The sequence below is a fragment of the Methylobacterium sp. WL64 genome (genome assembly GCF_008039945.1).
Lineage (GTDB): Bacteria > Pseudomonadota > Alphaproteobacteria > Rhizobiales > Beijerinckiaceae > Methylobacterium.
The window spans coordinates 184,800-202,406 of the sequence record NZ_VRVA01000001.1; the positions used below are offsets into that span (position 1 = coordinate 184,800).

Below are 17,607 nucleotides of genomic sequence, written 5' to 3' on the forward strand. Positions count from 1 at the left end.
CCGGACCGCCAGAAAAAGCTCGCCTCCGCGCCCATTCTTACCAATGTGGGGGCCGTCGGCGGGCCCGATCGCCCGGCCGATTCCCGGAGATCGTCTTCATGGCAGAGGCCCGCATGCGCCGTCACCGCCACGCCAAGATCGTCGCTACGGTCGGCCCGGCCAGCTCGGCACCAAACCGGTTGCGCGACCTGTTCCTCGCCGGCGTCGACACCTTCCGGCTCAACTTCAGCCACGGCGTGCAGGAGGACCACGCCAAGGTCCACGCGGCGATCCGCGCCCTCGAGCGGGAGGTCGGTCGCCCGATCGGCATCCTGCAGGATCTGCAGGGACCGAAGATCCGCATCGGCACGCTGCAGGGCGGACGCCAGGATCTGGTCGCCGGGGAGACGATCCGCTTCGTCCTCGAAGGAGCCGACGGCGACAAGCAGGCGATCCCGCTCCACCACCCGGAAATTTTCACCGCGGTGGTGCCCGGACAGGAACTCCTGATCGACGACGGGCGGGTGCGGGTCCGCGTCCTCGGGCCGGAGCGGGACGCGATCACCGCCGAGGTGATCACGGGCGGCGTCATCTCGAACCGCAAGGGCGTCAACCTGCCGGGTACGCTCCTGGACCTGTCGCCCCTCACCGAGAAGGACCGTGGGGACCTCGCCTTCGGGCTCGACCTCGGCGTCGACTGGGTCGCGCTGTCCTTCGTCCAGAAACCATCAGACCTGATCGAGGCGCGCGGCATCATCGGTGATCGCGCCGGCATCATGTCGAAGATCGAGAAACCGCAGGCGCTGGAGCGGATCGACGACATCATCCGACTCTCGGATGCCGTGATGGTCGCCCGGGGCGATCTCGGCGTCGAGATTCCGCACGAGGACGTGCCCGGGCGGCAGAAGGAGCTGATCCGCGCCTGTCGGCTCGCCGTGAAGCCCGTGATCGTGGCGACCCAGATGCTCGACTCGATGGTCCAGGCCCCGGCCCCGACCCGGGCCGAGGCATCGGATGTCGCGACGGCGATCTACGACGGTGCCGACGCGGTGATGCTGTCGGCGGAATCGGCCACCGGGAAGTACCCGGTCGAAGCCGTGTCGATGATGGATCGGATCATCCGCAGCGTGGAGGGGCACAAGCTCTACCACTCGATCGTGGCGGCCTCCGAGCCCAGTGAGGAGGAGACCCCACCCCACGCGGTGGCCACCGCCACAGCGGACTTGGCCGAGGCGGTGCGCGCCGCCGCGATCGTAACCTACACCACGAGCGGGACGACGGCCGCCAGGGTCGCGCGCAAGCGCCCCGCATCGTCGATCCTGGCGCTGACCCCGAGTCTCGCCACCTCGCGGCGTCTGTGCCTGCTCTGGGGCGCGCATAGCGTCCACACCGACGACGTCGATTCCTACGAGGAGATGACCGCCAAGGCCGGCCAGTACGCGCGGGCGGAGGGCTTCGCCAAGCCGAACGACATCATCGTCGTGACGGCCGGAATCCCGTTCCACACCGTGGGGAACACCAACAACATCCGGCTGATGCAGGTCTGACGGCGTTCCGCCGGGAACGCCCCGCACGCATCACCCGTTAATGGGCAAGCTGCGCCGTTTTGGCGCGAACGCCGGGAGAGATCCATGAGCCTGATCGGACGCATCGTCACCAAGCTTCTCGGCAACGAGAATCGCCCCATCGACCGCGATGACCGGAACGCCAGCACCGCGACGCCGATCGGCCGCCTAGTCACCAAGATCCTGGGCAAGTAACCACAGTCGCAGCGCCGCGCGCCCGGTCGGATGCGCGGCGTCGCTGTTTGCGACCGTCAGTTCGCGACCGCCGCCGCGGTCTGCTTGAGCGTCGGCGAGGCCGGGACGGTGTGTTGCCAGAAGGTGCCGGTGCGGCCCTTCCCGAGACCCTCCTGATAGAGCGCCCGCATGTAGGCGGTGTCGAAGCCCTTCGCGGCCGAGGCCTTCGGGCCGTCCTCGTCGATGTATGTGAGGTTGAAGCTCATCCCGTTGCTGCGGGCCAGCGCGTAGGTCGCGGTCAAGGTTGCGCGGGAGCGGGCGCGGCTCGCCGTCGTGAACGAACGCTCGACGATGGACAGGGTGTTGTTTTTCGTCACCTCGAAGTCGGGCTCCAGCCGGCCGTTGATCACCACGTAGATGTTGGCCTTGCCACCGGTGCGGATCTTCCCGTCGCGCAGCAGCAGCGTCTGCGGCAGCGTGAAGACCGGGGTGACCACGGACCCGTCGACATGCATCTCTTGGAACCGGGCATCGGCCGCGGTTACGTCGATCATCTGCGGCGGGAACACCGCCGGGACGCTGGCGGATGCAGCCAGCACGTCGCGGAATAGATCCAGGGCGTTCGGCGCACCGCTCGACGCGATGGCGCCCATGTTCCAGATCACCGAGCGCTGCGAATCGAGGTTGGTCGTCACCACCATCAGGCGGCGGCCCTTGGCGTGCTCCTCGGCGATGGCGGTGAGCAGTTCAGGGGTGACGTAGCGGGCGATCAGGTTGCGCAGGCGCCCGTCGCCGAACAGGCCGGAGCCGAACAGGATGTTAGAGATGCTGGGCGACGTCACGAGTTCGCCGGCGACGCCGCTGGTGTAGAACTCGGTGAGGTACGCGTCGTAGGCCGGTCCCAGGAACGCGAAGGGGGCGATCAACGCCCCGGTCGACACGCCGGAGACCAGAGTGAATTCCGGGCGCGTGCCCGATGCCGTCCAACCGTTCAGGACGCCGGCCCCGTAGGCGCCGTCGCCACCGCCGCCCGACAGCGCCAGGTAGTTGAAGCCCGCTGAACGGCGCAGCGGATTGCCGGCGAGTTCCGCGATCGTATCGACCGATGCGTCGGCGTAGACGCGTGCGCCCGGTATGCCGGGCACGCTGGCGAGCGCCGCCTGCTCGGCGGTGTAGGCCGTGCGTGGGACGCTGCCGCAGGCCGCGACCTGGCCGGCCAGCCCGAGCGCGAGTAACGCGCGCAGACCCCCCTGACGGTAACCCATCGTCCTCACCTCGGAAAACAGCAACGCTCGCCCCTTCTGCCACAAGGAAGCAGCTCGGCCGTGACCTCGTTCCGGTCAAGCTTAGCATTCGGTACGATTGTGATGCGATTACGTCGGGCTGTGACGCCGGCGACACGTCACGTCGGGCTCACGACGCCCTCCGGCGACAGGTAACCACCTTCCAAGGCCGACCGGGCATTGCCGGTGGACAGGGGGCGACTCGGGCAATGAGCCGCCCTTGCAAGCGGCGCGAGCGCCGCGCTAGGGTCCGGTCGTGGCCTGACGAGACAGGGTGTCGCACGTGGTGCGGCAGCCGACGCGCATGGGTGACGCGCACGGGTGCGGTTCGCACGGCTCTTGATGAGCTGCGAGGGTCTTGATCGGCCCGGAACGCCTTGCGTCACCTCGGCTGAGCGCGCGGGCCGCAGGGGGCGGAGGGGGACTATGGAAGCGGGCCTGAGCTGGACAGATGATCGCGTGGCGCTCCTGCGCCGGCTGTGGGAAGACGGGCAAAGCGCGAGCAAGATTGCGGCGCAGCTCGGCGGCGTCACCCGCAACGCGGTGATCGGCAAAGTGCATCGCCTCGGCCTGGGCGGTCGCGCCCGGGGCGCCGAAGAGGCTCCCGCTTCAACGCCAACCCCCAAGGCCGTCGAGATCGAGACCGCCATCGCGGTGGTCGAGACGCAGGCTCCTGAGCCGGTGGCGATCCTGGCGCATCGGCCGGCACCGGTCTTCCCGACGCCGGCCCCCGCCTCCGAGCCGGTGGCCCTGGCAGTGTCGAAGCGGGTCACGATCATGGACCTGCGGGAATCCATGTGCCGGTGGCCACTGGGCGATCCGACCACGCCGGAGTTCCGGTTCTGCGGCGCGCGCTCGATCACAGGATTGCCGTACTGCACCCACCACGCCGAAATTGCCTACCAGCCCGCTGCAGAGCGCAAGCGCGACCGCCGCGTCGCCTCGTTCCGGTAGAGACCGGGCGTCAGCGAACCGAAACGCCGGTCTCGCCGAGATAGCGCAGGGTGCCGGGGTTGAGCTGGGATGCCGGCACGACCCCGGCGAGATTTTTGGGATGGGTGTCCGCACCTTGCGGATGCCGCGCAGCCATGTCGGCCCGGGCCAGCGCGCGGACGATTCGGAAAGCCGTCTCCGGATCGAAGCCCGGTCGCACCAGGACGAGGCTCCAGGAGCCCACCGTCTCGATTGCGACGGGCTGCCCGGCGAAGCTGCCGGCCGGCACGGTCAGGCGCTTGAGAGCCGCGCCGGGTCGTGCGAGGCGCGCGATGCCGGCTTCGGATGGGCCGAAGAAGCGTGCGCCGCCCGGCGCATTCGCCATCGCGATGAAACCGGGCCATCCGAGACCGCCGCCCCAGAGCGCGTCAGCACGGCCATCCTGAACCATGGGCGGGCCGTCGCCCGCCCGGTCGAGCAGGATCGGGCGGATGTCGTGCGCCGGGTCGAGGCCCGACGCTTCGAGGACACTGCCGCCCATGACGGTCAATCCGGACTTGTGCGTGCCCAGCACCACCGTCCGCCCGCGCAGATCCTCGACGGAGTGGATCGGGCTCGCTGCCGGGACGGCGAACAAGCCCGGCGTGGGATACATCGGAGCCAGGACCGTGAGGCCGCCGGGCTCGGCCAGTGCGGGATAGGCGTATTCCCCCTGGATCAGCGCCAGATCGACCCGGCCGGCCCGCAGGAGCGCGACATTCTCCGCCGATCCGCCGCTCGCGCGCGTCTCGATAGTCAGATCGGGATCCGCCGCCTTGATCGCCATCGCGAAGGCGTCCCCGAAAGCCGGGAAGCCGCCGCCGGCCGTCGCGGTGGCGAGCACGACGTGCGCCGTCTCGGCGGCCCGCGCGGTTCGGGCAACCAGAAGGCCGAGAGCCGCCGTGAGAGCCACGCGGCGAGTCGCTGCGGCACCATCGCGTTCCATGTGACACCTCTATCGGACGGCTTACCGCGATCGCTTCGGGAGAACAATATTCCACAAAAGCCCTGCGCGTCAGCGACGGTCTCCCATATTCGCCTTCAATCCACGGAATTGGCAAAAAGAACTTTCGTACAGGCCACTTAGCCTAATTGCACCGGGTTCGGCGACGCGATATCGCAGCCTCCCGTCTGCCGGCCTGCCGCGGCCCCCCTTGGCCCGGACCGCGCGGACCCGACATCTGTTCGACCCGTCACCTGCAGGAGTTCCGCGATGGCCGATTCCCTCAACGCGCCGGCGAAGGTCGGCCACGGCCGTGTCTACGGCTCGATCACAGAGACCATCGGCAACACTCCGTTGGTGCGCCTCAACCGCCTGCCCAAGGAGCACGGCGTCGATGCCGAGATCCTGCTGAAGCTCGAGTTCTTCAACCCGATCTCCAGCGTGAAGGATCGGATCGGCGTCAACATGATCGACGCCCTCGAAGCCTCGGGCAAGCTGCAGCCGGGCGGTACGCTGGTCGAGCCGACATCCGGCAATACCGGAATCGCGTTGGCCTTCGTGGCCGCGGCCCGCGGCTACCGGCTGATCCTGGTGATGCCCGAGACGATGTCCATCGAGCGGCGCAAGATGCTGGCGTTTCTCGGCGCCGAACTGGCGCTGACCCCGGGTGCACAGGGCATGAAGGGCGCTATCGCCAAGGCGGAGGAACTGCTGAAGGAGATCCCCGGCTCGGTGATGCCGCAGCAATTCTCGAACCCGGCCAACCCCGAGATCCATCGGAAGACCACCGCCGAGGAGATCTGGACCGACACGGGCGGCAAGCTCGACGCGTTCGTGGCCGGCGTCGGCACGGGCGGGACGGTGACCGGTGTCGGCGAGGTCTTGAAGCCGCGCCTGCCGGGGCTGCAAGTCTTCGCCGTCGAGCCGGTGGATTCGCCGGTCATCTCCGGAGGCCAGCCCGGTCCGCACAAGATCCAGGGCATCGGCGCGGGCTTCATCCCCGGTAACCTGCACACGGACATCCTCGACGGCGTCCTCAAGGTCTCCAACGACACCGCCTTCGAGACCTCACGGGCGCTGGCCCGCCTCGAGGGTATCCCGGGCGGCATCTCCACCGGCGGCAACGTCGCCGCAGCGCTTGAGCTGGCCAAGCGGCCGGGGTTCCAGGGCAAGCGAATCGTCACGATCGCCTGCTCGTTCGCCGAGCGCTACATCTCGTCAGCTCTGTTCGACGGAATCGGCTAGCCCGATCCGACGCAGATACCGTTTCAAGCCGCGCCGGCTCTCAAGCAGCCGGCGCGGCTTTAACTGTGATCTTTCAATGCGAAATTCGATTCGCTCCGGAAGTGGACGGTCACAAAGCCGGGCAACGAAACTGCTTCGCGGCACTTGGCGCAATCTTTCGAAAATTTTTACAATAAAGATGACTTAGTCATTGTAAATGCGAGCTAATAATCGGCTTGCTAATGCTGTTATGCGGCGTTCAATGTTGCAGTAATTTTAGTTACTTAACAAATAAGCAACATTGCCTTCTGGCGTCACTCGCTATCTACGCGTCGCAGGACAACGCATTCCCAGGAGTACCTTGGAAATCCTTTGCGCATCGGTCATCTGATCTCAGGGATACCGCCCGACGCCGGCGAACCCGTGACCGGATGGATTGGCCCCTATGCGTTACCTCCTCATACTTCTCGGCTGCCTCGTTGCCCCGGCCGCGCGGGCGCAAGGCTTCGTCAGCCACGACCTCACGGGCCTCTTGGACCCGGTCCGCGTCGCGATCGGCAGCATGGCAACCGTCCAGGCGACTCCGTTGGACCTCAACCTGACCTGCTCCCCGTGCAAGGGATCGCCGAACGTCGAGGTTCAACTCGGACGCCTGACCGACGGGACCGAGAAGCGCGTACGGACCGGCGAGACATCACTGGCGAAACTCGAATCGCTCTGCATCAAGCAGAACCCCGATTGCCGCCTCTCAGCCGTGCCGGTCAGTCCGGCGGTCGGGTGGATCACCGTCTATGCGCTGGGGAATGGCGGGGGATCGACCGCAGTGATCCTGCGTGACGGCGACCTGCTGACGATCCAGGCCCGGGCGGACAGTCCCGGACACGCCGAGGATGCGGTGTTGGCGCTGACGCAGAACGTCGTGCCGAAGATCGTGGGCCCTTGAGTCCTCAGTCGCACGATCAACCCGAGCTGGACCGGCTGGCCCGACGCAACCCTGACCACCCGCCCCCGTTGTCCCGCCACAGCGCGACGAACGAGAGGCAGCAGCCATGGCAGATCAGACGAAACGGCCGTCGTTGAAGGACTTCGACGCCAATGCCGACCGCAACGGCCAGGATCTCGGCCAGGACTCGCCCCTCGACGTGGGATTGCCGGCCAACACCCAGGCCGACCTGAAGCGCAATCCGGCCGGCGACGCAGAGGCGGCCCGAATCGCGTCCGGAACGCCCGGATCGGATGCCACGGACGCAACCGAGGCCGAGACACCCCCGGAGAACCTGAAGAAGCTTCAGGGCGATTTCGGCAAGGGCGCGAACATGAACGAGGCCATCGATCGTGCAACCGCGGCGGTCGGCCAAGACGACGGGAAGCGCTGATGGCCCGGCTCACCAGCGATTCCGGCACGGTCACCCGCAAGCCCGACGACACGGTGGGCACGCCGGGTGAACACCCTGCGGGTGGCGGTCATCAGACCTCCGAACAGGCGGCGATCACCGATATGGGGGGAGCCGGCGCGCCGAAGGCCGAGCCCAAGGAAGGTTGGGGCCAATCCGGCGAGGCCGGACGGGCACCACCAGCGGTCGGCGGTTCCTCGGGCGGTCATTCGGACCAGAAGGCGTCCCGCGGCCCAGCGGCCGATGAGAAAGTCGCCGACGGCCATTACCGCGTCGAGCAGGAGCATAAACCGTGAGCGAGCGCGAAGATCCGAAGCCGAAGAAGCCGGCCAACGTCGCCCCCGACGCGGTAAAGGACCCAAACGAGAAGACCGACGGTAAACCTGGGATGGGCCCCCAAGGCGGAGACAGCCAAAACAACGAAACCGACCCGGGCAGCAGTTGAGAGCCCGTTCAAGAAACGATGGCGATGGGGTTGTGCCTCGTCGTCAGCGGCAGGCTGCGGCTACGCGTTCACGGCCTTTTTGGCGCCAAAGTGCGACGGCCTGACATCACACGAAGCAGAATGGCAGTCCGACGGCGAACGTTTTGGGATCTGGCGAAAAACGCCGTTGCCCGCGCGGACACAGCGAAGCGGGCCCTCGCCCAACGGCCCGAAACCAGGGCGTCCTTGGTTTTTACGACACGCGGAAGTTGAGCGGCTCGACGGCCAGCGCGACCTCGTCCGGGCGGCAGCCAGTTACGGCACAGGCGTAGTGGATGGCGTCCCGCTGGTTCCGGAACAATCCCCCTGCCCTGCCGCCGGTCTCAACGGCGATCCGGCGGCCGTCTCCGTCCTGACCGACCCGAAAAGGTGCAGCCGGGCGAGCCTGCTGGCTGGAATGCGGGTCGATGGGCATCGAGATCACTGGGTTCACGCGGCCCACCCGGGACGGGCCGCCAAGGCAATCTGCCCTGGCAACGTTGTCCTGTGGGTCAACAAGGGACCAGCCTATAGTCCCGTCGGCAACCGGAGCTGAGTGCCCGGTTGCCGCGCATTCAGCTCAGGCGGCAGTGTCCTTAGACGACCGCTCGACGCGCTTGCGGTCGTTCGGGTCCAGCACCGTCTTGCGCAACCGGATCGACTTCGGCGTCACCTCGACCAGTTCGTCGTCCTGGATCCAGGCGAGCGAACGCTCGAGGGTCATGCGGATCGGCGGCGTCAGGCGAACGGCCTCGTCCTTCGAGGTAGTGCGAATGTTGGTGAGCTTCTTGCCCTTGAGCACGTTCACCTCGAGATCGTTCTCGCGGTTATGCTCGCCGATGATCATGCCCTGATAAACCTTCCAGCCGGGCTCGATCATCATCGGGCCGCGATCCTCGAGGTTCCACATGGCGTAGGCCACGGCCTCGCCCTTGTCGTTGGAGATCAGCACGCCGTTGCGCCGGCCCGCGATCTCGCCTTTGAAAGGCTCGTAGGCCTTGAACAGGCGGTTCATGATCGCCGTGCCGCGGGTGTCGGTAAGCAACTCACCCTGGTAGCCGATCAGGCCGCGGGTCGGGGCGTGGAACACGAGGCGCAGGCGATCGCCGCCCGAAGGGCGCATCTCCAGCATCTCGGCCTTCCGCTCCGACATCTTCTGGACGACGACGCCGGAATGCTCCTCGTCGACGTCGATTACGACCTCCTCGATCGGCTCGAGGAGCTCGCCGCTCTCGTCCTTCTCGTAGACGACGCGGGGACGGGAGACAGCGATCTCGAAGCCCTCGCGCCGCATGGTCTCGATCAAGATGGCGAGCTGAAGCTCACCACGGCCGGACACGTAGAACGAGTCCTTGTCGGACGCTTCCTCGATCTTGAGCGTGACGTTACCCTCGCCCTCCTTGAACAGGCGATCGCGGATCATGCGGCTGGTGACCTTGTCACCCTCGGTGCCGGCGAGCGGCGAATCGTTGACGATGAACGACATGGTCACGGTCGGCGGATCGATCGGCTGGGCCTGGATCGGGGTGTCCACCTGGGGATCGCAGAACGTGTCGGCCACCGTACCCTTGATCAGGCCGGCGATCGAGACGATGTCGCCCGCCTCGCCGATATCGATCGGCGCACGCTCCAGGCCCCGGAAGGCCAGGATCTTGGAGACGCGGCCGGTCTCAACCACCTTGCCGTCCCGCGACAATACCTTGATCTGCTGGTTCGGCTTGACGGTACCGGAGGCGATGCGGCCGGTGATGATGCGACCGAGGAACGGGTTGGCCTCCAGCAGGGTGCCGAGCATCCGGAACGGACCTTCCTCGACCTTGGCCGGCGGCACGTGCTTGAGCACGAGTTCGAACAGCGGCTTGAGGCCCACCGACGGATCCGCCTCGGGGGTGTCGGCCATCCAGCCGTTGCGGCCTGACCCGTACAAGATCGGGAAATCGAGCTGCTCGTCGGTGGCGTCGAGCGCCGCGAACAGGTCGAACACCTCGTTCACCACCTCGTTGATGCGCGCATCCGGACGATCGACCTTGTTGATCGCCACGATCGGGCGGAGACCGATCTTGAGGGCCTTGCCGACCACGAACTTGGTCTGGGGCATCGGCCCCTCGGCGGCATCCACCAGCACGATCACGCCATCGACCATCGACAGGATGCGCTCGACCTCACCGCCGAAATCGGCGTGGCCGGGGGTGTCGACGATGTTGACGCGGGTGTCCTCCCACACGACCGAGGTCGCCTTGGCCAGGATCGTGATGCCACGCTCCTTCTCCAAGTCGTTGGAGTCCATCGCCCGCTCCTCGACCCGCTGATTCTCGCGGAAGGTGCCGGACTGGGCCAGCAGCTTGTCGACGAGCGTCGTCTTGCCGTGGTCGACGTGGGCAATGATGGCGATGTTGCGCAGATTCATGGTGGCCCGAAACGGGTTGTGCCGGCTCCCTGGCGGCCGCGCGGCGCGGCCGTCCGCGCCGGGTGAGGTACGGAGTCGTGATGGTTGCGTCGCAATATAAGCCCGCGCGCTCCGCGGCAAGGCCGCCGCACGCATGCCGGTGTATTACGGAACGCCCATACCCCAATAAACCACAGGTCGCGACAGAGAATTCACTGGCGGAAGAAATCGAAATTCGCGCGCTCGCACACGTGTATCTTCGCGGACGCCGGCTACGGTGATTGTCGGGCGTCGTTCCATTGGCGATCGACCGTCGTCCGCGCGGGCCGGCTGGCGGTGGCGATTCGCCGCCCCTCCCCGTCCGAGACCGGCAGCGGGACATGGGCCCAAACGGGCGGATCCGATGACCAGGCATAGAAGAACGGCACGCGAGACGGCGATCGGCAGCGGCATGGACGCGTCGGCCGCGCGCCTCGATTCGGCGCCGCGTCGATCGTGTCGCGCGCCTCCGGTGGTGCGGCCGAGATGCGCCGGCCGGAGCTGGTGCGTTCAAGGCGACCTGAAGCGATCGCTCCGATCCGCAGCGCCGTACGGACGCGCAGTCTTCGCTGGTAGCCGTTCCGTGATCGAAGGGTGCCGCCGGGTGGCCGGCATGCCCTATATGACGCCGCGATGACGCTGCCGTCCGGCCTCAGGGCAGTGACGTCATCGTGCCGCCGCGCTGACGATCGCGCGCGGCGTCGAGCCCGAGGGATGGAACCGCGTCGTTCGATGGAGTTTTCGCTCAGATCTGTGCGTGCGCGCACACCCGGCTCGCATCGATTTCGCCAGGACGGGCTTTCACCGGACGGATCCGATGCGCGAGCTTGAGCCGCGGCTCTTCCCGTATATCTGGCGCTACTCGAAGGCCGACCAGCTCAAGATCTGCGCGGTGGTCCTGGCCTCGCTGCCGTTCTACTTCGCCTCCCTCGATCTGCCCAAGCGCATCGTCAACGATGCCATCACCGGCAAGGCCTTCGCGCACGGCGAGGCGACCGCACCCTTCCTGGAGATCACGATCGATTGGCCGGACCTGCTGGGCGGCGGGACGACGCGGCTGTTCGAGGGCTTCCAGTTCGACCGGTTCGAGCTGCTGCTGGGCCTCTCGACCCTGTTCCTCACGCTCGTCCTGATCAACGGCGCCTTCAAGTTCTGGATCAACCTGCAGAAGGGTATTCTGGGCGAGCGGATGCTGCGCCGGCTGCGCTATCAGCTGTTCTCCCTGATGCTGCGCTTTACCCCCGAGGCGCAGCGGGAGGTGAAATCCTCAGAGACGGCGACGATCATCCGGGACGAGGTCGAGCCGATCGGCTCGTTCATCGGCGACGCGATCGTGGTGCCGGTCTTCCTGGGAACCCAGGCAGCCACCGCCCTGGCGTTCATCATGATGCAGAACATCTGGCTCGGCCTCGCGGCCGGCGGGATGGTGGCGGTGCAGATGACCGTGATCCCGCGCCTCCGGCGCCAGATCATCCTGCTGAGCCGCCAGCGCCAGATCGCCTCCCGCAACCTCGCGGGCCGGGTCGCCGAAGTGCTCGACGGCCTGCCGGCGGTGACGCTCAACGACACCGGACGTTGGGAACGGGCCGATATCGGCGGCCGGCTGTACAGCCTCTACGACCTGCGCCTGCGCATCTATCGGCGAAAATTTGCGGTCAAGTACCTGAACAACCTGCTCGCGCAGGTGACGCCGTTCCTGTTCTACGCAATCGGCGGCGTGTTCGCGCTCAAGGGCGAGCTCGATATCGGCCAGCTCGTGGCGGTGCTCGCCGCCTATCGCGATCTCCCACCTCCCCTGAAGGAGCTGATCGACTGGGATCAGCAGCGCCTCGACGTCGAGGTGAAGTACGAGACCGTGGCGGCGCATTTCGGGCCGCAGCGCCTCCAGCCGGCGGAGCGGGACTCGCGGGCGACACTGCCACGCCTCGGCGGACCGCTGCGCGTGGAGGCGCTGGCGCTGCGGGATCCCCAGGGGGGGCTGCCGATCGAGACCACGGACGTCGAGGCCGATCTGCCGTCTCGGCTCGCGCTGGTGCCGCCGGGGCCGATCGCACAGGAATTCGCTCGGGTGCTCGCTGGGCTGCGCGTCCCGCCCGGCGGCACGGTTCGGGTCGGCGATCACGACCTGTCGACCCTCCCGCGGGCCGTCCGCTCCCGCCGTATCGCCTTCGCGGATCTCGAACCCGTCCTGTTCCCCGGGACGGTGCGCGACAACCTGCTGTACGGGCTGCGAATCCAGCCGCTGCGGACCCGCGGCATCGATCTCAGCAAGACGCGGATCAACGAGGCGGTGAAGACCGGCAATCCGGCGGACAGCATCGACGATCCCTGGATTGACTACGCCCGGTTCGGCGTCCGCGATGCCCGCGAACTCGACGAACGCCTGCTCGACCTGATGTTCCGCCTGGATCTCGGCGACGACCTCTATCGATTCGGCCTCGGAGCCCTGAGCACGGTCGTCCACGACACGCCGGCAGGCCGCCGCATGATCGCCGCCCGGGAGCATCTGCGCGAGCATTTCGCCAAGAGTGGGCTCGCGGACCTCGTGATCCCGTTCTCGCGGGGCAGCTTCAACGCGCAGGCGACCGTCGCCGAGAACCTGATGTTCGGGGTTCCGCGCGACCCGACGCTGACGGATCCGCGACGGCTCGCGGGGGTGCGCCTGTTCCGCGAAGCGCTGGAGCGGGTGAAGCTGCTGGACGAACTCGACCGCATGGGCGTGGCGATCGCCCAGAACCTCAAGGACATCTTCGCCGACGTGCCGCCCGGTCACCCGCTGTTCCGGCGCTTCTCGCTGATCACCCCGGACGCCCTGCCCGATTACCTGCGCCGGCTCGCCCGCTTGCCCGCGGAGGGCCGGCTGGACGAGGCGGACAGCGTGGCGTTCATGGCGCTCGCCCTCGCCTACGTCGAGCCGCGGATGCGCTTCGGCCTGCTCGACCAGCCGCTCCTGCTCCGGATCGTCGGGGCGCGGGGCGTGGTCCAGGCGTTCATGCACGGGCACGACGGCTGCGACATCGAATCGTACGACCCGAACCGGATCAATCCGCGCAGCACCGTCCTCGACAACCTGCTGTTCGGCCGTATCGACACGGCGCGCATGCACGGCGAGGCGATCATCCAGCGCGAGGCCCGGGCGGTGTTCCGCGAGTTCGACTTGGAGCGCCCGGTCCAGCGGCGTGGCCTCGACAAGCAGGTCGGCAATCGCGGCCAGCTGCTCACCGAGCGGGTGCGTGTCCGGATCGGCCTGGCACGGGCGCTGCTGCGCGATCCGGAGATCCTGGTGGTGGACCGGGTGAGCGAGCAGTTGGAGCGTGGGGTCGATACGCTGCTCGACGTGACGGGCGCGGTGCTACCCCATGGCAGTCTCGTGGCGAGCCTGTCGAGCGAGGCCGAGGCGGCCCGCTTCCCAGCACGATTGCAGCTTCGGCCGAACGAGTCCCGCCTGCGCAACGCCGCCGAGTGAGTCGCGCCTGACGGTGCCGGGGCGCACGACCGGGGCGATCCGACGGTTTACAGTCCGGCGCGACTCCGGCACAGAATGGGCCGACATGCCCCCATCATCGGACGCGATCGCGACTTCGGACCGGACGGATCCGAGCCTCGCCGGCCTTCCGCGCCTGGTGCCGCCGCACCCGGCCCTGGCGGAGCGCGAGCTTCCGCTTCCGGACTATCTACGCTCCATCCGCGACAATGGCCTTGCAGGCTTCCCCCGGCGCGCGTTCGAGGAGCCGATCACCCGCCGCGGCCTGCTCGGGCGGTCGAGCTACGTCCTGAACGACCCCGAGGCGATCCGGCACTTCCTGGTGGAGAACCAGGCCAATTACGCCCGCACCACCGGAACGATGCGGATCCTGCGGCCGATCCTGGGCGACGGCCTGCTGATCAGCGAAGGCTCGGCCTGGCGCCACCAGCGCCGCACACTGGCGCCGGCATTCACGCCCCGGGCGATCGATGGCCTCGTGCCGCACATCGCCGCTGCCGTGAACGACGGGATGGATCGCATCGTCTCCGAGGCGGCCGAGGGTCCGATCGACCTGTTCGCAGCCTTCCATCGGCTGGCGCTCGAGATCGCCGGGCGGAGCATGTTCTCGGTCGGGATGGACCGGTACGGTCCGGAGCTGCGCGACTTCATCGCCGAGTACAGCGTCAAGATCGGCCGCCCGCACCTCCTCGACATCGTGATCCCGCCCGGCTGGCCGGTGCCGCTCGATTGGGCCCGGGGGCGGTTCCGGCGACGGTGGATCCCGTTCCTCGACCGTATCATCGCGGCCCGCCAGGCTGCGGCACGGGACGAGGGCCATTCCGGAGACCTGCTCGACCTGCTCGCCACCGCCCGCAACCCCGATACCGGCGCGCCGTTCAGTGCGGCCGAATTGCGGGACCAGGTCGCAACCATGATCCTGGCCGGCCACGAGACCACGGCCGGCACCCTGTTCTGGGCCGCCTACATGCTGGCGCTCGCCCCCGAACTGCAGGAGCGGCTTGCCGCCGAGGCGCGGGCCGCCGACCTCAGCAGTCCGACCGGCTGCCAGAGCGACGGGCGCCTGCCACTGATCCGGGCGACGGTGGACGAGACCCTGCGTCTGTACCCGGCGGCGTTCGTGATCGTGCGGCGGGCGCTCGGCCCGGACACCCTCGCCGGCCATCCGGTCAGGAAGAGCGACATCGTGATGGTCAGCCCCTGGGTGCTTCACCGGCACCGGTTGCTCTGGTCGGACCCGGAAGCGTTCGACCCCGGACGCTTCCTGCCCGACGCGAAGCCGCCGGCGCGGTTCTCCTACCTGCCCTTCGGAGCCGGCCCGCGCGTCTGCATCGGCGCCCAATTCGCGCTGATCGAGACGGTGCTGTCGCTGGCACGGCTGCTGGCCCGGTTCCGGCTCGAACTGGAGGACCGGGAACCGATCCTGCCCCACGCCGTGGTCACCACGCAGCCTCAGCGCTTCGCGAAGTTCCGGCTCATCCCGCGGGAGCCGGTCAGCCCTTGATACCCGTGATGGTGGTCGAGATCGCCCGCGGATCCCGCAGCGGCCAGCGCCCGGCCTCGACCTGAGCCAGGAACTCACCCAGCAGGCGGTTGTAGGCGTCGGGCTCCTCGACGCTGAGCGCGTGGCCGGTATTGGGCAGGATCGCCAGCGCGGCCGACGGGATGACCTGTTTCAGCATCAGGCTCGGAGCGAGGCAGGGCCAGTCCTCATCGCCGGAAACGATCAGAGTCGGCACGGCGATCTGCGCCAGCGCATTCTGCAGGTCGTACAATGACGGTCGTCCCTTCTGCACACCCGCCTGGGTGTTGGCCGATCCGGTCGCCGAATGCTCGGCCAGCATGCGCTTGAATTCGGCGTGCCCGCGGGGATCCTTGGTCTCGAACTGGACCCGGGTCGGCCCGTAGGCATAGCGCTCGGCGAAAGCCTCCATGCCATCCCGCCGCAGGATCGTCGCGGTTGCCTCGGCCTCGGCGCGAAACAGGTCCTGCCGGTCGGGTTCCGCGCCGTAGCCGCAGCCGCCGAGGCACAGGGACAGGGCGCGGTGGGGATGGCGCAGCCCGAAGTGCAGGGTCGCGAAGGCGCCCATCGAGATTCCGGCCACGTGGGCGCGCGCAGCGCCGATATGATCGAGGATCGCCAGGATGTCGTCGGCGGCGCGGGCCTGCGAATAGGCCGAGACGGCGTCCGGAACGTCGGACGGCGGGTAACCCCGGGCGTTGAACGCGATGGCGCGATAGCGTCGGCTAAAATGGCGAAGCTGCGCCTCGTAGCTGCGGTGGTCCCCCGCGAACTCGTGCACGAAGATCAGCGGCGTACCGCGTCCGCTCTCCTCGTAATGGAGGCGGATCCCGTCATCCGTGGTGGCGCTCGGCACGGTCCATTCTCCCGACGCGATCGACGGCCTATCGCCGCCGAAGCGAGATGGGGCGCAACCACGCGTGGTCGAGATCGACATGACGAAGCCGCGCCCGGCTTCGCGGGCGCGGCTTGCGCAGGTTCGTGCAGGCGGTGACGATCCCGGCCCGGCTCAAGCGGCCTTCTTGGCGGCGGGTTTGCGCCCGACTTTGTTGGCCGCGACCTCGGCGAGCTTGGCCGCCAGCTTCGCATCGAGCTTGGCCGAGGCACCGAGCGGAAGCTCGATGTCGAGGCCCAGCGTCGAGACGCCCTCGCCGCGCTCCAGGGTGACCTTCACCTTGTCCGGCTCGACCGAGACGTGGTTGGCGATCACCGCCAGGATCTCCTCGCGGAGCTGGATCACCAGGTCGGGGCGACCCGACTCGGCGCGCTCGTGGGCGAGGATCAGTTGCAGGCGGTCGCGGGCGACCGCGCCGGAATTGCGCTTCTGGAAGATGCCGAGGATGCTCATGCCGCCCTCCGCATGAACAGCTTGTCGAGGAACGACTTCCGCTCGGTCGGCATGCTCATCGGCACGTCCTCGCCCTTCAGCCGGCGCGCCGCATCGGCGTAGGCCCGCGCCGGGGCACAGAGGGGGTTGTTGAGGGTGACCGGGCAGCCGAGGTTCGAAGCGCGCAGCACTTCCTGGCTCTCGGGGATGATTGCGAGCAGCGGGATCGACAGGATGTCGAGCACGTCCTCGGTCTTGAGCATGTCGCCGCGGTCGGCCCGCATTGGGTCGTAGCGGGTGAGGATGAGGTGCTTCTCCATCTCCTCGCCCTTCTCCGCCTTGGCGGTCTTGGAATCGAGCAGCCCGATGATCCGATCGGAGTCGCGCACCGAGGAGACCTCGGGATTGGTCACCACCACGGCCACGTCGGCGTGGTGCATGGCGAGCTGGGCGCCGCGCTCGATGCCGGCGGGCGAGTCGCACACCACCCAGTCGAACCGGTCACGCAGCTCTTCCATCACCCGGGCGACGCCCGCATCGGTGAGCGCGTCCTTGTCGCGGGTCTGCGAGGCCGGCAGCAGGTGCAGGGTGTCGAGCCGCTTGTCCTTGATCAGGGCCTGCGGCAGCTTTGCGTCGCCGTTGACGACGTTGATGAGGTCATAGACTACCCGGCGCTCGGCACCCATGACCAGGTCGAGGTTGCGCAGGCCGACGTCGAAATCGACGACGCACACGCTCTGTCCACCCTGTGCCAGGGCCGCTCCGAGGGCCGCGGTCGTCGTCGTCTTGCCGACGCCGCCCTTGCCCGATGTGACGACGAGAACCTTTGCCACGCGTCGATCTCCCTTGATC

General features: G+C 67.8%; 17 protein-coding genes. 10 read left to right on the forward strand and 7 right to left on the reverse strand.

Features of this window, described 5'->3' with window-relative positions:
* Positions 1-113 precede the first annotated feature (113 nt).
* Complete coding sequence (gene pyk, locus FV242_RS00870) at positions 114-1,526, forward strand: pyruvate kinase (RefSeq protein WP_147937646.1); 1,413 nt, start codon at positions 114-116, stop codon at positions 1,524-1,526.
* Positions 1,527-1,610: 84 nt separating this feature from the next.
* Positions 1,611-1,739 (forward strand): hypothetical protein, encoded by a 129-nt coding sequence (locus tag FV242_RS00875; protein WP_007561257.1) that lies wholly within the window; start codon positions 1,611-1,613, stop codon positions 1,737-1,739.
* Between the two features lie 56 nt (positions 1,740-1,795).
* Here the strand turns inward: FV242_RS00875 and FV242_RS00880 are convergent, their stop codons facing one another.
* Entirely contained in the window at positions 1,796-2,983 is a 1,188-nt protein-coding gene (locus tag FV242_RS00880) for a patatin-like phospholipase family protein (RefSeq protein WP_147937595.1), read from the reverse strand.
* 444 nt (positions 2,984-3,427) lie between these two features.
* On the opposite strand from FV242_RS00880, the gene FV242_RS00885 reads away from it, so the two are divergent.
* Positions 3,428-3,955 (forward strand): GcrA family cell cycle regulator, encoded by a 528-nt coding sequence (locus FV242_RS00885; RefSeq protein WP_147937596.1) that lies wholly within the window; start codon positions 3,428-3,430, stop codon positions 3,953-3,955.
* Between the two features lie 10 nt (positions 3,956-3,965).
* Here FV242_RS00885 and FV242_RS00890 read toward each other — a convergent pair whose 3' ends face one another.
* Positions 3,966-4,886, reverse strand: a complete 921-nt coding sequence (locus FV242_RS00890) for a TAXI family TRAP transporter solute-binding subunit (protein WP_246691972.1) — start codon at positions 4,884-4,886, stop codon at positions 3,966-3,968.
* 300 nt (positions 4,887-5,186) lie between these two features.
* On the opposite strand from FV242_RS00890, the gene cysK reads away from it, so the two are divergent.
* The 5 genes from cysK to FV242_RS34270 all read left to right on the forward strand — a co-directional run bounded on the left by cysK (position 5,187) and on the right by FV242_RS34270 (position 7,979).
* Positions 5,187-6,161 (forward strand): cysteine synthase A, encoded by a 975-nt coding sequence (gene cysK / locus FV242_RS00895; RefSeq protein WP_147937597.1) that lies wholly within the window; start codon positions 5,187-5,189, stop codon positions 6,159-6,161.
* Positions 6,162-6,585: 424 nt separating this feature from the next.
* Entirely contained in the window at positions 6,586-7,083 is a 498-nt protein-coding gene (locus FV242_RS00900) for a hypothetical protein (protein ID WP_147937598.1), read from the forward strand.
* 106 nt (positions 7,084-7,189) lie between these two features.
* Positions 7,190-7,516, forward strand: a complete 327-nt coding sequence (locus FV242_RS00905) for a hypothetical protein (RefSeq protein WP_147906796.1) — start codon at positions 7,190-7,192, stop codon at positions 7,514-7,516.
* Complete coding sequence (locus tag FV242_RS00910) at positions 7,516-7,830, forward strand: hypothetical protein (RefSeq protein WP_147937599.1); 315 nt, start codon at positions 7,516-7,518, stop codon at positions 7,828-7,830. The genes FV242_RS00905 and FV242_RS00910 overlap by 1 nt, the downstream gene beginning before the upstream one ends.
* On the forward strand, positions 7,827-7,979 hold the full coding sequence (locus FV242_RS34270) for a hypothetical protein (protein ID WP_187278300.1): 153 nt from the start codon (positions 7,827-7,829) through the stop codon (positions 7,977-7,979). The genes FV242_RS00910 and FV242_RS34270 overlap by 4 nt, the downstream gene beginning before the upstream one ends.
* A gap of 232 nt (positions 7,980-8,211) precedes the next feature.
* Here FV242_RS34270 and FV242_RS00915 read toward each other — a convergent pair whose 3' ends face one another.
* On the reverse strand, positions 8,212-8,451 hold the full coding sequence (locus tag FV242_RS00915) for an RAG2 PHD domain containing protein (protein ID WP_246692553.1): 240 nt from the start codon (positions 8,449-8,451) through the stop codon (positions 8,212-8,214).
* 126 nt (positions 8,452-8,577) lie between these two features.
* Entirely contained in the window at positions 8,578-10,404 is a 1,827-nt protein-coding gene (gene typA, locus FV242_RS00920; RefSeq protein ID WP_147937600.1) for a translational GTPase TypA, read from the reverse strand.
* A gap of 835 nt (positions 10,405-11,239) precedes the next feature.
* On the opposite strand from typA, the gene FV242_RS00925 reads away from it, so the two are divergent.
* Entirely contained in the window at positions 11,240-13,888 is a 2,649-nt protein-coding gene (locus FV242_RS00925; RefSeq protein ID WP_147937601.1) for an ABC transporter ATP-binding protein, read from the forward strand.
* A gap of 85 nt (positions 13,889-13,973) precedes the next feature.
* Complete coding sequence (locus tag FV242_RS00930; RefSeq protein WP_147937602.1) at positions 13,974-15,410, forward strand: cytochrome P450; 1,437 nt, start codon at positions 13,974-13,976, stop codon at positions 15,408-15,410.
* On the opposite strand, the gene FV242_RS00935 is transcribed toward FV242_RS00930, so the two are convergent.
* The 3 genes from FV242_RS00935 to minD all read right to left on the reverse strand — a co-directional run bounded on the left by FV242_RS00935 (position 15,400) and on the right by minD (position 17,588).
* Complete coding sequence (locus tag FV242_RS00935; protein WP_147937603.1) at positions 15,400-16,284, reverse strand: alpha/beta fold hydrolase; 885 nt, start codon at positions 16,282-16,284, stop codon at positions 15,400-15,402. The two genes, FV242_RS00930 and FV242_RS00935, sit on opposite strands and share 11 nt — an antisense overlap.
* A 153-nt stretch (positions 16,285-16,437) precedes the next feature.
* Positions 16,438-16,776 (reverse strand): cell division topological specificity factor MinE, encoded by a 339-nt coding sequence (minE, locus tag FV242_RS00940; RefSeq protein ID WP_007561229.1) that lies wholly within the window; start codon positions 16,774-16,776, stop codon positions 16,438-16,440.
* Positions 16,773-17,588 carry a septum site-determining protein MinD gene (gene minD, locus FV242_RS00945; protein ID WP_147906791.1) on the reverse strand — a complete coding sequence of 272 codons (816 nt, stop codon included), beginning with the start codon at positions 17,586-17,588 and terminating at the stop codon, positions 16,773-16,775. The genes minE and minD overlap by 4 nt, the downstream gene beginning before the upstream one ends.
* Positions 17,589-17,607 lie beyond the last annotated feature (19 nt).